The organism is Leclercia sp. Marseille-Q4284 (genome assembly GCF_916618945.1).
In the GTDB taxonomy this organism is placed as follows: Bacteria; Pseudomonadota; Gammaproteobacteria; order Enterobacterales; family Enterobacteriaceae; genus Enterobacter; species Enterobacter tamurae.
On record NZ_CAKAKG010000001.1, the window covers coordinates 1,836,242 to 1,851,046 of the forward strand.

Annotated in this window: 16 protein-coding genes; 5 read left to right on the plus strand and 11 right to left on the minus strand. The window is 57.9% G+C overall.

What is annotated here, in order from left to right:
* Positions 1-79: 79 nt before the first annotated feature.
* Positions 80-1,276, plus strand: coding sequence for a sugar transporter (locus LG383_RS08545; RefSeq protein ID WP_166182401.1), 1,197 nt, complete (start codon positions 80-82; stop codon positions 1,274-1,276).
* Between the two features lie 36 nt (positions 1,277-1,312).
* Here LG383_RS08545 and LG383_RS08550 read toward each other — a convergent pair whose 3' ends face one another.
* The gene (locus LG383_RS08550) at positions 1,313-1,981 is read right to left on the minus strand and encodes a MarC family NAAT transporter (RefSeq protein WP_106993852.1); all 669 of its coding nucleotides are present in this window, start codon (positions 1,979-1,981) and stop codon (positions 1,313-1,315) included.
* A gap of 257 nt (positions 1,982-2,238) precedes the next feature.
* Between LG383_RS08550 and marR the strand changes: the two genes are divergently transcribed.
* From marR to marB, 3 genes are all read left to right on the plus strand, one after another.
* On the plus strand, positions 2,239-2,673 hold the full coding sequence (marR, locus tag LG383_RS08555) for a multiple antibiotic resistance transcriptional regulator MarR (protein ID WP_106993851.1): 435 nt from the start codon (positions 2,239-2,241) through the stop codon (positions 2,671-2,673).
* An 18-nt stretch (positions 2,674-2,691) separates the two neighbouring features.
* Positions 2,692-3,075 carry an MDR efflux pump AcrAB transcriptional activator MarA gene (gene marA / locus LG383_RS08560; RefSeq protein ID WP_072250842.1) on the plus strand — a complete coding sequence of 128 codons (384 nt, stop codon included), beginning with the start codon at positions 2,692-2,694 and terminating at the stop codon, positions 3,073-3,075.
* Positions 3,076-3,251: 176 nt separating this feature from the next.
* Positions 3,252-3,467, plus strand: a complete 216-nt coding sequence (gene marB, locus LG383_RS08565) for a multiple antibiotic resistance protein MarB (protein ID WP_106993850.1) — start codon at positions 3,252-3,254, stop codon at positions 3,465-3,467.
* A gap of 33 nt (positions 3,468-3,500) precedes the next feature.
* Here marB and eamA read toward each other — a convergent pair whose 3' ends face one another.
* Positions 3,501-4,400: an O-acetylserine/cysteine exporter gene (gene eamA, locus LG383_RS08570; RefSeq protein WP_225758859.1), complete on the minus strand. Its 900-nt coding sequence runs from the start codon at positions 4,398-4,400 to the stop codon at positions 3,501-3,503.
* A 193-nt stretch (positions 4,401-4,593) separates the two neighbouring features.
* Between eamA and ydeE the strand changes: the two genes are divergently transcribed.
* The gene (gene ydeE, locus LG383_RS08575) at positions 4,594-5,787 is read left to right on the plus strand and encodes an efflux MFS transporter YdeE (protein WP_225758860.1); all 1,194 of its coding nucleotides are present in this window, start codon (positions 4,594-4,596) and stop codon (positions 5,785-5,787) included.
* Between the two features lie 92 nt (positions 5,788-5,879).
* Here ydeE and zinT read toward each other — a convergent pair whose 3' ends face one another.
* From zinT to LG383_RS08620, 9 genes are all read right to left on the minus strand, one after another.
* Positions 5,880-6,521 carry a metal-binding protein ZinT gene (zinT, locus tag LG383_RS08580; protein ID WP_225758861.1) on the minus strand — a complete coding sequence of 214 codons (642 nt, stop codon included), beginning with the start codon at positions 6,519-6,521 and terminating at the stop codon, positions 5,880-5,882.
* Between the two features lie 68 nt (positions 6,522-6,589).
* Positions 6,590-7,288 carry an urea ABC transporter ATP-binding subunit UrtE gene (gene urtE / locus LG383_RS08585; RefSeq protein ID WP_225758862.1) on the minus strand — a complete coding sequence of 233 codons (699 nt, stop codon included), beginning with the start codon at positions 7,286-7,288 and terminating at the stop codon, positions 6,590-6,592.
* A gap of 9 nt (positions 7,289-7,297) precedes the next feature.
* Positions 7,298-8,089, minus strand: a complete 792-nt coding sequence (urtD, locus tag LG383_RS08590) for an urea ABC transporter ATP-binding protein UrtD (protein WP_106993845.1) — start codon at positions 8,087-8,089, stop codon at positions 7,298-7,300.
* Positions 8,089-9,162: an urea ABC transporter permease subunit UrtC gene (gene urtC / locus LG383_RS08595; RefSeq protein WP_225758863.1), complete on the minus strand. Its 1,074-nt coding sequence runs from the start codon at positions 9,160-9,162 to the stop codon at positions 8,089-8,091. Before urtC ends, urtD begins: the two co-directional genes overlap by 1 nt.
* Positions 9,162-10,736 (minus strand): urea ABC transporter permease subunit UrtB, encoded by a 1,575-nt coding sequence (gene urtB, locus LG383_RS08600; protein WP_225758864.1) that lies wholly within the window; start codon positions 10,734-10,736, stop codon positions 9,162-9,164. Before urtB ends, urtC begins: the two co-directional genes overlap by 1 nt.
* Before the next feature lie 25 nt (positions 10,737-10,761).
* A complete protein-coding gene (gene urtA / locus LG383_RS08605; protein ID WP_106993842.1) occupies positions 10,762-12,033 on the minus strand; it encodes an urea ABC transporter substrate-binding protein in 1,272 nt (423 codons plus the stop codon).
* 203 nt (positions 12,034-12,236) lie between these two features.
* Positions 12,237-13,340, minus strand: coding sequence for a cobalamin-independent methionine synthase II family protein (locus LG383_RS08610; RefSeq protein WP_225758865.1), 1,104 nt, complete (start codon positions 13,338-13,340; stop codon positions 12,237-12,239).
* Positions 13,341-13,635: 295 nt separating this feature from the next.
* Positions 13,636-13,956 (minus strand): hypothetical protein, encoded by a 321-nt coding sequence (locus LG383_RS08615; protein WP_225758866.1) that lies wholly within the window; start codon positions 13,954-13,956, stop codon positions 13,636-13,638.
* Between the two features lie 15 nt (positions 13,957-13,971).
* Positions 13,972-14,388: a GNAT family N-acetyltransferase gene (locus tag LG383_RS08620; protein WP_225758867.1), complete on the minus strand. Its 417-nt coding sequence runs from the start codon at positions 14,386-14,388 to the stop codon at positions 13,972-13,974.
* Positions 14,389-14,805: the final 417 nt, after the last annotated feature.

Below are 14,805 nucleotides of genomic sequence, written 5' to 3' on the forward strand. Positions count from 1 at the left end.
CACAAAACGATTGTATTTCCACCAGGGAAGGTTTTAAGATCGTCCCACCTCATTGACGTAACGACTCCCGGACATCTCCATGACAACTCACACCGTTTCCCGCAGGGTCGCGTGGCTACGCGTGGTCACGCTCGCCGTTGCCGCCTTTATCTTTAACACCACGGAATTTGTTCCCGTCGGCCTGCTGTCGGATATCGCCAGCAGCTTCGGCATGGAGACCGCGCAGGTGGGGATCATGCTCACCATCTATGCCTGGGTGGTGGCGATGATGTCGTTACCCTTTATGCTGCTCACCAGCCAGATGGAGCGGCGCAAACTGCTGATCGGGCTGTTTGTCCTGTTTATTGCCAGCCATGTGCTGTCGTTCCTGGCGTGGAACTTCACGGTGCTGGTCATTAGCCGGATCGGGATTGCCTTTGCGCACGCCATTTTCTGGTCGATAACCGCCTCGCTGGCGATCCGCCTGGCCCCCGCCGGGAAGCGCGCCCAGGCGCTGAGCCTGCTGGCTACCGGCACCGCGCTGGCGATGGTGCTCGGACTGCCGATCGGGCGCATCGTCGGGCAGTTGTTCGGCTGGCGTACCACCTTTTTCGTTATCGGGCTCGGGGCGCTGTTCACCCTGCTGTGCCTGATCAAGCTGTTACCGAAACTGCCGAGCGAGCACTCCGGATCGCTGAAAAGCCTGCCGCTGCTGATGCGTCGTCCGGCGCTGATGAGCCTCTATCTGCTGACGGTGGTCGTGGTCACCGCACACTACACCGCCTACAGCTATATCGAGCCGTTTGTGCAGACCATCGCCGGGTTCAGCGCCAGCTTCGCCACGATACTGCTGTTGCTGTTGGGTGGCGCGGGGATTATCGGCAGCCTGCTGTTTGGTAAGCTCGGCAACCGTCACGCCTCGCTGCTGGTGAGCAGCGCTATTGGTCTGCTGCTGGGGTGTCTGCTGCTGCTGCTGCCCGCCTCGGGTAGCGAGACCAGTCTCGCGCTGCTGAGCGTCGTCTGGGGTGTGGCGATTATGATTATCGGCCTTGGGATGCAGGTGAAAGTGCTGGCCCTGGCGCCGGATGCCACGGACGTGGCGATGGCCCTCTTCTCCGGGATTTTCAATCTGGGGATTGGCGCAGGCGCGCTGGTGGGGAATCAGGTGATCCTGCATCTGTCGATGGCGTCGATTGGCTATCTGGGGGCGATCCCGGCGCTGGCGGCGTTAATCTGGTCGGTGCTGATCTTCAGGAAATGGCCTGTCGCTCTGGAAGAGCAGCCGCATCACGGCTAGAGAGGTGACCGGGTGGCAGCGCGCCACCCGGCTTTGTTAGTTAGGGTAGGTTTGAATAATTTCCAGCACGCCGTTAATAATAAACTGCACGCCCATACAGACCAGCAGGAAGCCCATCAGACGGGAGATCGCTTCGATACCGTCTTTGCCCACCCAGCGCATAATCGCGCCCGAGCTACGCAGACAGCCCCACAGGATCACGCCGATAATGGCAAAAATCAGCGGCGGGGCAATCATCACCACCCACTCCGGGAAATCAGAGCCACTGCGCACCGTCGAAGCGGAGCTGATGATCATCGCAATGGTCCCCGGGCCCGCAGTGCTTGGCATCGCCAGCGGCACGAAGGCGATGTTCGGGGCCGGTCTGCCCTGCTTGTCTTCCAGCGCGTCCTGGGCGTCAGCAGCATCCGGCGATTTCGGGGCCGGGAACAGCATCCTGAAACCGATAAACGCCACGATCAGACCACCCGCAATGCGCAGCCCGGGAATGGAGATCCCGAAGGTGTTCATGACCAACTGCCCGGCGTAGTACGCCACCATCATGATCGCGAAGACGTAAACGGAGGCCATCAGCGACTGATGATTACGCTGTTCACGGTTCATGTCGCCCGCGAGGCCGAGGAAAAGCGCAACCGTGGTTAACGGGTTTGCCAGCGGCAGCAACACCACCAGCCCAAGGCCAATTGCTTTAAATAAATCAACCATTTTATAGAGTTGTCCTTAGCAAAATTTTACCAGCCAAGTATAGGGTTAAAACGACCGTAACAACCATGCTCACATCGTAAGTATTATTTTCGCTCCGCAATCAATTTACCCCAGTGATATGACGATCCGTGAAGCGGACAAAAATGTGATCTGAATCGCTTTAGCAAATCGTGTCATAAGCTTATGCATTCAGTTGACTTATAGTTGCCTGAGCAATAATATCTGCCGTGATTAAACTACTTGCCAGGGCAACCATTGTGAAAAGCACCAGTGACCTCTTCAACGAAATCATTCCGCTGGGTCGGCTTATCTATATGGTTAACCAAAAGAAAGACCGCCTGCTCAATGACTATCTGTCACCGCTGGATATCACCGCAACCCAGTTTAAAGTGCTCTGTTCTGTGCGCTGCGAAGTGTGTATCACCCCGGTTGAGCTGAAGAAGATCCTGTCTGTCGACCTCGGTGCGCTGACGCGCATGATGGATCGTCTGGTCTGCAAAGGGTGGATTGAACGCCGCCCGAACCCGAATGACAAACGCGGCGTACTGGTGCAACTGACCAGCGACGGCGCGGCAATGTGTGAACAATGTCATCAATTAGTAGGACAAAAACTGCACCAGGAACTAACAAAAAACTTAACGGCGGACGAAGTGGCAACGCTTGAGCACTTGCTTAAGAAGATCCTGCCGTAAACAGAAAGAGGTATGACGATGTCCAGACGCAATACTGACGCCATCACTATTCATAGCATTTTGGGCTGGATCGAAGATAACCTGGAGTCACCGCTCTCGCTTGAGAAAGTGTCCGAGCGTTCAGGTTACTCAAAATGGCACCTGCAACGGATGTTTAAAAAAGAGACCGGCCACTCATTAGGCCAGTACATCCGCAGCCGCAAATTAACGGAAATCGCACAGAAGCTGAAAGAAAGTAACGAGCCGATCCTGTATCTGGCTGAGCGTTATGGGTTTGAATCGCAGCAGACCCTGACCCGCACGTTCAAAAACTACTTCGACGTTCCACCGCATAAATATCGCATCACCAATATGCGCGGGGAATCCCGGTATCTGCTTCCGATCAATCACTGTAACTGCTAATCGCCTGTATTTTAGGCTATCCCAGTAGGCGTAATTGTTGCAGACAGTTTGAACACGGACAGCGCGGAACAACCGGAGCGTACTTTAAGTACGTGAGGATTGTGAGCACTGCCCAGGTTCAAAATGGCAAATAAAATAGCCTAATGGGATAGGCTCTAAGACGTATCGAGGAAATTATGAAACTATTCGCTTCCGCTGTTTTCACCGCCCTGGTGCTGGTCTCCGGCCAGAGTTTTGCGGAGCAAACGCCAGGTGTTTCGCCGCAGAACAGCCGCGACACCATGATCCTGCCAACGGCTAATGGCCAGTCGCCCCACGATTTTAACCATATGGGCGCAGGCAGCGACAAATCCGACGAATTAGGCGTGCCCTATTACAATCAGGGCGTCTGATTCGTTTTGGCCCCGCCCGTGCGGGGCTTTTTTTTACCCTTTGACCCGCGTCGCCCGACGCACCCGCAGGCCGAAGACGTTAATATAGAGCCCGGCCATCACCAGCAGCGCCCCCACCAGCTGCAACGCGCCCAGTTTTTCATCCAGCAACAACGCCGCACTGGCGATGCCCACTACCGGGACTAACAGCGACAGCGGTGCCACCCGCCAGGTTTCGTAGCGACCGAGCAATGCCCCCCAGATGCCGTAGCCGACAATGGTGGCGACAAAGGCCAGATAGAAAAGCGACAGCACAGTAGTCAGATCGAGGGTGACCAGGCTATGCCACATCACCGTCGGGCCATCCAGCAGATATGACGCCGCCATAAAGGGCACAATCGGGATCAGGGCGCTCCACACCACCAGGGACATCACCGCTGGACGCGTCTCAAGCTGCATGATCTTTTTGTTGAAGATATTGCCGCTGGCCCAACAGAACGCCGCCGCCAGGGTCAGTAAAAAGCCCAGCAGCGCGACGTGCTGCCCGTTGAGGCTGGCTTCAGCCAGCACCAGCACGCCGACCACCGCGAGGGCAATCCCTGCCAGCTGTTTGCCCTGCAGACGCTCGCCAAACACCAGCGCCCCGAGGATGATGGTGAAGAAGGCCTGAGCCTGCAGCACCAGCGACGCCAGCCCGGCGGGCATGCCGAAATTAATGGCGCAGAACAGAAAGGCAAACTGACCGAAGCTGATGGTCAGGCCATAGCCGAGCAGCAAACGAAACGGGATTTTCGGGCGGGCGACAAAAAACAGCGCCGGGAAGGCCACCAGCAGAAAGCGTAAACCGGCCAGCATCAGCGGCGGCATGTTGTGCAATCCGACTTTGATCACCACAAAATTCAGCCCCCAAACCACCACCACCAGCAATGCCAGCAGCCCGTCTTTGCGTGTCATACCCTGCCCCTGTTTATTAAATTTTTGTAAACACTCTTCAAAGTAACGAAAAAAAACGCCGAGGAACAGATCATTAATTCTGGCAGTCAGGCGAAGCACTTAGGGATAAATTTGGAGCTATACAAGCCTCTTATGCCGTGATAATCCTGATAAGACATAACAAAAAATTCACACGCAATTGTCGGGCAGGAAAATGAAATCATCACTCAGGCGCTCAACGGCAGCGCTGCTGGCGTCGTCGCTGTTACTCACCATTGGGCGCGGCGCGACGTTGCCGTTTATGACCATCTATCTCACCCGCGTCTACAACATGAGCGTGGAGAATATTGGTTATGCCCTGACGGTGGCGCTGACTATCGGGGTGGTTTTCAGCCTGGGCTTTGGCATCCTGGCCGACAAGTTCGATAAAAAACGCTACATGCTGATCGCCATTACGGCGGTGGCGCTGGGCTTTCTGGCGATCCCGCTGGTGGACAACGTGGTGCTGGTGGTGCTGGCCTTCGCGCTGATCAACTGCGCTTATTCGATCTTCTCCACGGTGCTGAAAGCCTGGTTTTCCGATGTGCTGAACCCGGCGGAAAAGGCGCGGGTATTTTCGCTTAACTACAGCTTTCTCAACATTGGCTGGACCATCGGGCCACCGTTAAGCACCCTGCTGATGATGTACAGCCTGCAGTTGCCCTTCTGGATGGCGGCCTTCTGCGCCGCCTTACCGCTGGTGCTCATTCAGGTTTATGTGCAGAAGAGCGTGGTGGCAGACAGCGAACAGGCCCCGGTGCCGTGGCAGCCGTCGGTGCTGCTGCGGGATCGGGCGCTGTTCTGGTATACCCTCTCCGGGCTGCTGGCCTCCTACGTGGGCGGCTCCTTCGCCAGTTGCATCTCTCAGTACGTGCTGGCCGCCGATTACGACAGCGATTTTGCCCAGAACGTGGTGGCGGTGGTGCTGCCAGTGAATGCCGCAATGGTGGTGTCGCTGCAGTACATCATTGGCCGCAAACTGTCGGCGCGTAACATCCGCCCGCTGATGACCCTGGGCACCCTGTTCTTCGTCCTCGGTCTGGCCGGGTTCATGCTCTCCGGGGAGAACCTGGTCTACTGGGGGCTCGCCGCGGCGGTCTTTACCATTGGCGAAATCATCTATGCCCCGGGCGAATATATGTTGATCGACAACATCGCCCCGCCGGGGATGAAAGCGAGCTACTTCTCCGCTCAGGCGCTCGGCTGGCTGGGTGCGGCCTTTAACCCGATGATCACCGGGCTGATCCTGACCCACCTCCCGCACTGGTCGCTGTTTGTGATTATGATGGTCGCCATTGTGCTGGCGTGGATGATGATTTTGCGTGGAATGCGGGTAAAGGCGTGGGTTGATATGCCTCGTGTAGCTTAAGAGCAGTGCCCGGCGACACTTCGCTTGCCGGGCCTACAAACCCGTAGGCCGGGTAAGGCGCAGCCGCCACCCGGCGCACAGGCCGCACCGAATTAATGGTGCAACATCTCCTCCACCACCTGCTTTGTATACATTTCGTTTGGATAATAGGTCGGCCAGTTATCCATCTCTTTTAATAACGCCTCGTGGGAGGTGTTGCCCATAAAGATATGGAAATGGGCAGACTGGCGCGGGCCGATGGTGTGGTCGCTGAACTGGACAAACTTCGGTGCCATGCTGCTGGCATCCTTACATTCAAACAGGTAACGCACGCCCTTCTTGCCGGAGGCATAGGTCAGGATCTTGTAGCCGTTAGAGACATATTCACAGCGGCTGACGTTTTTCCCGGTGTGGAACGCCATCACATTGTTCTCAATGCCGATGGTCTCTACGTCGGTGGCGTAGCCGGTGCGGTAATAGGCTTTCACCTGGTCAAAGGTTTTGCTGCTGTCTTTCTCAGCTTTCTTTTTGAACACCGGGTCGAGATCGCCGCTCAGCAGGAACGGATAGACCGACTGCCAGACCCCGTCCCAGTTGGAGAGCGGCCGATCCTTCACCTCTTTGTCGTCAAACACGCCGTTGGCCGCTTTTTGTTCCGCCTCGGTCATTTGATGGCCGTGCGAGTGGGCATACAGCTGGCCGCTGACCAGCAGCGCCCCCAGAGTCATTGCATATTTACCAATAGGTCCTGCCAAGATAACGTCCTCACTCCATTTTAAAGAGTTTTGAATGTTATATTATAACATACCGCAAAACAACCCCGTTAAATCGCCACCAGACCGCGAACGCCCTCCTGTTCCATATCCTCCCCGCGGCCGCGCTGGATGATGCTGCCCCGGGACATCAGCAGATAGCTGTCGGCCAGCTCGGCAGCAAAGTCGTAAAACTGCTCCACCAGCAGGATCGCCATGTCGCCCCGATTCGCCAGCTGACGGATCACCTGACCAATCTCCTTAATCACCGAGGGCTGGATCCCCTCCGTCGGCTCATCAAGAATCAACAGCTGAGGACGGCTCGCCAGCGCCCGGCCAATCGCCAGCTGCTGCTGTTGCCCGCCCGAGAGATCGCCCCCCCGGCGCTGCTTCATCTCCTGCAATACCGGAAACAGTTGCCAGATCTCCTCCGGCACCTGCTTCGCCTCGCGCGCCGGAAAACGCGACAGCCCGAGCAGCAGATTCTCCTCCACCGTCAGGCGGGGAAAGATCTCCCGCCCCTGGGGCACATAGGCCACCCCGGCCTGCACCCGCTGATGTGGCCTGGCGTGGGTAATGGGTTTGCCCTGCCAGAGGATCTCCCCATTACGGGCCGGGATCAGCCCCATCAGACATTTCAGCAGCGTGGTTTTGCCCACCCCGTTACGCCCCAGCAGGCAGGTGATTTCTCCGGGCAGCGCCTCGAAGCTGACCCCGCGCAGGATGTGGCTCCCGCCGTAATACTGATTCAGTTCGTTAACCTGTAGCATCCGCGCTCCTTAGCGTCCGAGATAGACTTCAATCACCTGCTCGTTGGCCTGCACCTCGCGCAGCGAGCCCTCCGCCAGCACCCGCCCCTGATGCAGAACGGTGACGTGATCGGCAATGGTTTCGACAAAGCCCATGTCATGCTCCACCACCATCAACGAGTGTTTCCCCGCCAGAGTGCGAAACAGTTCGGCGGTGTAATCGGTTTCAGCGTCGGTCATCCCGGCGGCCGGTTCGTCGAGCAGCAGCAGATGCGGCTCCTGCACCAACAGCATGCCGATCTCCAGGAACTGCTTCTGACCGTGCGACAGCAACCCGGCCCGGCGATGCCGCTCCGCGCCGAGGCGCAGCAGGCTCAGCATCTCGTTGATCCGGTCCCCCTGCTCGCTGCTCAGCCGGGCGCGCAGGCTGGCCCACACCGATTTATCCCCCTTCATCGCCAGCTCGAGGTTCTCCCACACCGTCAGGGCCTCAAACACCGTCGGCTTCTGAAACTTGCGCCCGATGCCCTGGCGGGCAATGGCGATCGAATCGAGGGTGGTGAGATCCGTGGACTGATCGTAAATCGCCCGCCCGCTCTGGGGCCGCGTTTTGCCGGTGATGACGTCCATCAGCGTGGTTTTTCCCGCGCCGTTGGGACCGATCACGCAGCGCAGCTCGCCTACGCCGATATTGAGCGACAGATCGGTCAACGCCTTAAAACCGTCAAAGCTGACGTTAATTCCTTCCAGCTGCAACACCGGGTCGGTCTGGTCGCGGTAGCGATCCCCGGGCAGTTGGCGGGTAAATAATTGCTCGCTCATTACTGGTCTCCTTTGCGGAACAGTCCCGTTACGCCGCGGGGTAAAAACAGCGTGACCGCGATAAAGATCAGCCCGAGGAACAGCTGCCAGTACTCCGGCATCGCCACGGTGAAAAAGCTTTTTGCCCCGTTGACCAGCGCGGCGCCCATCACCGGGCCGATCAACGTGCCGCGTCCGCCGAGCGCGACCCAGATTGCCGCTTCGATGGAGTTAGTCGGCGACATCTCGCCGGGGTTGATGATCCCCACCTGCGGGACGTACAGCGCTCCGGCCAGCCCGCACAGCACCGCTGATAACGTCCAGACCAGCAGCTTAAACCCGCGGGGATCGTAGCCGCAGAAGGTCAACCGGTTTTCGGCGTCGCGCACGGCGGTCAGGATGCGGCCAAACTTACTTTTTGCCAGCGCATAACCGACTCCCAGCGACGCCGCCAGCAGCAGCACGGTGGCAATAAACAGGGCGATGCGCGTCGAGGTGGCGGTGACCGAAAAGCCCAGCAGCGTGGTAAAGCCGGTAAAGCCGTTGTTGCCGCCAAAGCCGGTTTCATTGCGGAAGAACAGCAGCATCCCGGCAAAGGTCAGCGCCTGGGTCATGATCGAGAAGTAGACCCCTTTGATTTTTGAGCGGAAGGCAAACCAGCCGAACAGCAGCGCCAGCAGGCCCGGCACCATCACGATCAGCACCAGCGCCCAGGCGAAATGCTGGGTGCCCCACCAGAACCAGGGCAGCTCGCTCCAGGAGAGAAACGACATAAAGGCCGGGAGCCCGTCGCCCGCAGCCTGGCGCATCAGGTACATCCCCATCGCGTAGCCGCCGAGGGCAAAGAACAGGCCGTGGCCCAGAGACAACATGCCGGCGTAGCCCCAGACCAGATCCAGCGCTACAGCGACAATCGCATAGCAGAGGATTTTGCCCACCAGGGTCAGCATCCAGGTGGAGACCGCCAGCGGATGGGTGGCGGGCAGCAGGGCCAGAAACGGCAGCACCAGCAGTGCGGCGAGAAGCAGACCGAGGAGTATCGGTACGCTGCGCGGCGCTCTCCGCGCCAGGGTTAAGGTCAGTGGCTGGCTCATCAGTCGATTACCCTCCCTTTCAGTGCAAACAAGCCCTGAGGACGTTTCTGAATGAACAGAATGATCGCCACCAGAATCACGATTTTGCCGAGTACGGCCCCCATCTGCGGCTCGAGGATCTTATTGAAAATCCCCAGCCCAAAGGCGGCTGCCACGCTGCCGGCCAGTTGACCTACGCCGCCGAGCACCACCACCAGGAAGGAGTCGATGATATACCCCTGGCCCAGCTCCGGCCCGACGTTGCCCAGCTGCGACAGCGCCACCCCGCCGAGACCGGCAATGCCGGAACCCAGCCCGAAGGCCAGCATATCGACGCGTCCGGTGGGCACCCCGCAGCAGGCTGCCATGCTGCGGTTTTGCGTCACCGCCCGCACGTTGAGCCCCAGCCGGGTTTTGTTGAGGATCAGCCAGGTGAAAAAGAGCACCAGCAGCACAAAGCCCAACACCACCAGCCGGTTCCACGGCAGGATCAGGCTGGCATAGACCTGCACGCCGCCGGAGAGCCACGCCGGGTTAGCGACCTCGAGGTTTTGCGCCCCGAAGATCATGCGCACCAGCTGGATGAGCATCAGGCTGATGCCCCAGGTCGCCAGCAATGTTTCCAATGGGCGGCCATAGAGGTGGCGGATCACCGTGCGCTCCAGCGCCATGCCTACGCCTGCGGTAAGCGCGAACGCCACCGGCAGCGCCACCAGCGGGTAGAAGGTGAGCCACTGCGGGGTAAACTGCGCCATCGCCTGCTGCACCATCCAGGTGGCGTAGGCCCCGAGCATCAGCATTTCGCCGTGGGCCATGTTGATCACCCCCAGCAGGCCGTAGGTGATCGCCAGGCCGAGCGCGGCCAGCAGCAGAATGGAGCCCAGCGACAGACCCATAAACGCCTGGCCCAGCAGGTCGCTGATGGTCTGACGGTGTTGGATCTGGCGCAGGCTTTCCGCGGCGGCTTCCCGCACGCCAGCGTCCGGCTCGGTCTGCACATGGGTATATGGCAGCAGTCGGGACTGCACCTCCGGATCGCTCGACTCGCCCAACAGCGTGACGGCCTGCTGGCGCACTGCTGGCTGGGTGCTGGTCAGTTGCAGGCTGGCGACGGCCAGGCTCAGCACCTGACGCACCGCGTCATCGCTCTCGCTTGCCAGCTGACGCTGTAAAAAAGGCAGCATCTGCGGCTGGGGATCGCGCTGGAGTTGTTTCGCCGCCGCCAGCCTTTCAGTGACACTGTCACCTGTCAGCTGGTGGGTGGCGAGCGCCGTGGCCGCCAGCACCCGCAGGCGGTTGGTGAGCCGCACGGCTTTGGTGGCCCCCTCGTGCTGGGCGGCTTCACCGAGAGCGGTTAAGGCGCCGTTTTCCCGGGTGAAGGCCTGTTTATGGCTATCGACAAAGACATTTTCCTGCTGCAAGGCGCGCAGCAGCGCCAGCCGGGCGGGATCGGGTGCGGCGGCCCACTGCTCGAGCAGTACCGCCTGCTGGCTGCGGCTGGCAGCGACAAAGTTATCGGCGTCCGTTGCCTGTGCCATCCCTGGCAGCAGTCCGGCAAGCCATACGAGAGCGAAGATCATGCGCATGACGTTCATGGCTTTACCTCTTTATGATCCGGATTCAGTTGCTGGCGGTTTTGATCGGGGTGTCGGGCTTTTTGTCATTCCCGGCGATGTACGGGCTCCACGGCTGGGCGCGCACCGGAGCTTCGGTCTGCCATACAACGTTGAACTGGCCATTACCCTCGATCTCGCCAATCATCACCGGCTTATGCAGGTGGTGGTTGGTGGCATCCATGGTCAGGGTGAAGCCCGACGGCGCTTTGAAGGACTGACCGGCCATCGCGGCACGCACTTTATCCACGTCGGTGGTACCCGCTTTCTCTACCGCCTGGGCCCACATGTGGATCCCCACGTAGGTAGCTTCCATTGGATCGTTGGTCACCACCGTGCCGGCGTTCGGCAGCTTCTGCGCTTTGGCCCAGTTTTTATATGCGGCGACGAAGGTCTGGTTGGCCGGGTTATCCACCGACTCGAAGTAGTTCCACGCCGCCAGGTTGCCCACCAGCGGTTTGGTATCGATGCCGCGCAGCTCCTCTTCACCCACCGAGAAGGCGACGACCGGCACGTCGGTGGCTTTTACGCCCTGGTTAGCCAGCTCTTTGTAGAACGGCACGTTGGAGTCACCGTTGATGGTAGAGACCACCGCGGTTTTGCCTGCGGCAGAGAATTTCTTGATGCTGGCGACGATAGTCTGGTAATCGCTATGGCCGAACGGGGTGTAGACCTCTTCGATGTCTTTATCCTGAACGCCTTTCGAGTGCAGGAAAGCGCGGAGAATTTTGTTGGTGGTGCGCGGGTAAACGTAGTCAGTGCCCAACAGGAAGAAGCGTTTCGCTTCGCCGCCATCTTCGCTCATCAGGTACTCCACCGCCGGGATGGCCTGCTGATTAGGTGCGGCCCCGGTGTAGAAGACGTTCGGTGACATCTCTTCCCCTTCGTACTGCACCGGGTAGAACAGCAGACCGTTCAGCTCCTCAAACACCGGCAACACCGATTTGCGCGACACCGAGGTCCAGCAGCCAAAGACCGCCGCCACCTTATCCTGGCTCAACAGCTGACGGGCTTTCTCGGCAAACAGCGGCCAGTTGGAGGCGGGATCTACCACTACCGGCTCCAGTTTTTTGCCCAGCACCCCGCCTTTGGCGTTGATTTCGTCGATGGTCATCAGCGCCACGTCTTTCAGCGGCGTTTCAGAGATCGCCATCGTGCCGGAGAGCGAATGCATGATGCCAATCTTGATGGTGTCGGCTGCCTGCACGCTGAAACTCATCCCCATGGCCACTACGGAGGCCGATAAAGCAAAGGCTTTGATTAAGGTACGACGATGCATAATTTTCACTCCTGAAAAACAACGCTGTGCGAAATCGTCCGTTACGGCGTGGACGCAGAAAAAGCATTCAGGATTAGTCAGAGCAAAAAGGATGCCAGAATGAAAATTCAGTGGGTTCAGGGAGCTGGAGAACGTTTTAACGCGGATGCGGATCAGAATGGCACAGCGTTGCACTTTATTAATGCAACGCTGTGGATAAGCACTTACCAGACTTCGCTGGCGATTTGTGTGACCAGGCGAACCTTATCCCACTGCTGGGCTTCGGTCAGGGCGTTGCCCTCTTCGGTGGAGGCAAAGCCGCACTGCGGGCTGAGGCAAATCTGCTCTTTCGCGACATACTTCGCCGCCTCTTCCAGACGCGCTTTCACCCCTTCCGGGTTTTCCAGCTCGCCGCTTTTAGTGGTGATCAGACCCAGCACCACCTGCTGTTTGCCCGGACGGACAAAGCGTAACGGGGCAAAGTCGCCGCTGCGATCGTTGTCGTATTCGAGGAAGAAGGCATCGACGTTGACGGTGCCAAACAGGATTTCCGCCACCGGCTCGTAGCCCCCTTCGGAGATCCAGGTCGAGCGGAAGTTACCGCGACAGACGTGCAGCCCGATGGTCAGATCGTCCGGCTTGCCTTCCAGGGCCTTATTCAGCACGCGAGCATAGGTGCGCGCCAGCTGGTCCGGGTCATCTCCGCGCTCGCGGATCTGGCGGCGCTGATCGTCCGAGCAGAGGTAAGCCCAGACGGTGTCGTCCAGCTGCAGGTTGCGGCAACCGGCGTTATAGAAAGCGTGGATCGCATCGCGCCAGGTTTGCGCCAGGTCATCAAAGTAAACATCCAGATCCGGATAGACCGTGGCGTCGATATCCTTACGCCCGCCGCGGAAGTGCAGCACGCTCGGGCTCGGGATGGTCATCTTCGGCTGGGCGGTGCCGCTGACGCTCTGCAGATAGCGGAAGTCGTCCAGCATCGGATGGCTGCCGAACCCCAGCTTGCCGGTGACGCGCACGCCGTGGGCTTTAGTCTGCACGCCGTTGAACTGGATCCCCTGGTTCGAGTCGTAACGCTCTACGCCCTGCAGGCCATCGAAGAAATCAAAATGCCACCAGGCGCGGCGGAACTCACCGTCAGTCACCACCTGCAGGCCACAAGCGCATTGCTGCTCCACCACATGGCGAATCGCCTCGTCTTCTACCGCACGCAGCTGCTGCGCGTCGATCTCACCGCTGGCAAATTTCACCCGCGCCTGTTTGATGGCGTCGGGACGTAAGAAACTGCCTACCACATCGGCGCGGTTCGGGGCGTGTTGTCGCTGCATGCTTATCTCCTTTAACTGTCGCCAGGTAATTGCCGACAGTGATAATTCATTATGTGAACTTTAGACTTCTGGATGGCTATATGTCCAAAAGATGTCACAGCGCCCGCCTCCCGGCAAACGAGAAAAATTCATGGGTGATGAAAAAAATTCATGTTGAGCGAAAGACAAAAAAAACCGCCAGAGACTGGCGGTAAATGCTTGCATGGATAGATTTGTATTTTGATATCTACGGACCCGGTAATCCATACCGGGCTGCGGATCCTGACCAGGTTAGCACGAGCAAGATAAATGAAGGTTAAACGAGGTTTGAGCTGGTGGACGATGACCGATAACGCGCAACAAGCCAGACGGCTGTGCAGGCCGCGACTGGCACCAGCCAGTCGAGCAGGCTGGCCAGGTTCCAGACCTGCCAGTCGAACCCGCCCCACCACGGCATGTTGGCGCGCTTGCCGTGACCAAACAGGGCGATCCAGCGGTATTCCGCCTGAGTCTGTTCCCGGGCGATAAACCACAGACAGCCCATTGCTCCGCCGATGCCCCATTTGCCCAGTCTGAGGCCGCAGAGGCACTGGAGTGTTACGGCGGCTAAGGCGTGCAGTAGAGGGGAGAAATCCATTATGGTGTTCACGGCTTATTGTTCATTTTTCCAGCTGATCGCCATACCTTCGCAAGCAGGCGTCACATTTTCGAAGCCAAACTTTTCATAAAGTGCAGGCACATCCGCCACCAGGGAAATATAGGTGCCATCCCAGGCGTTTTTGCCCAGCCAGTCCATGATATGTTCCATGATAGCTCTGCCTAAGCCTTTACCCTGGAAGTTCGGATCGACAGCGATATCTACGATCTCAAAATTCAGTGCGCCGTCGCCAACCACTCTTCCCATCCCAACGGGGATCCCCTCGTGACGGACGTGTACAGCGTAGCAGCTCGCGGGCAGTCCTTTTTTTGCAGCTTCAAGATTTCGAGGGGAAAGCCCGGCGATTTCGCGCAAACGGCAAAAATCTTCAGCAGAAGGATGCGTTTCGATGAACTCAAAATTTTGCGTCATGTAATACACTCAATAATTAAAAAGTTACTTTTTTAATAACATTACAAGTTTTTATCTTCAACACCCTTTCAGGCCCCGGCTACTGATTTCTGACTTACAACAATTATGACAAACCTGTCATGAGGTTCAGGGTGTTTGAGACAGAAAAGACTGCCAGAAAGAAGTCTTTTGATATGAGAAACAGAATGAATTATTGGCGTTGTCCAAAGTAACTTTTTTATTTTTTTGACCAAAAAACGCCCAGAAAAGCTAATGTGTAATCCCGCAGTTCTTCATACAAATTCCTACGCAAGGCCAGAATAATGATAACTACAGCTAAAAACCCTTGAACGTCAAATAGTGTGAGTGGCCAATTCTCGAGGTAAGTCGGAAAAGGGTACTGGAGCCATTGTTCAAAAAGATCTGTGCGTAAAAGCA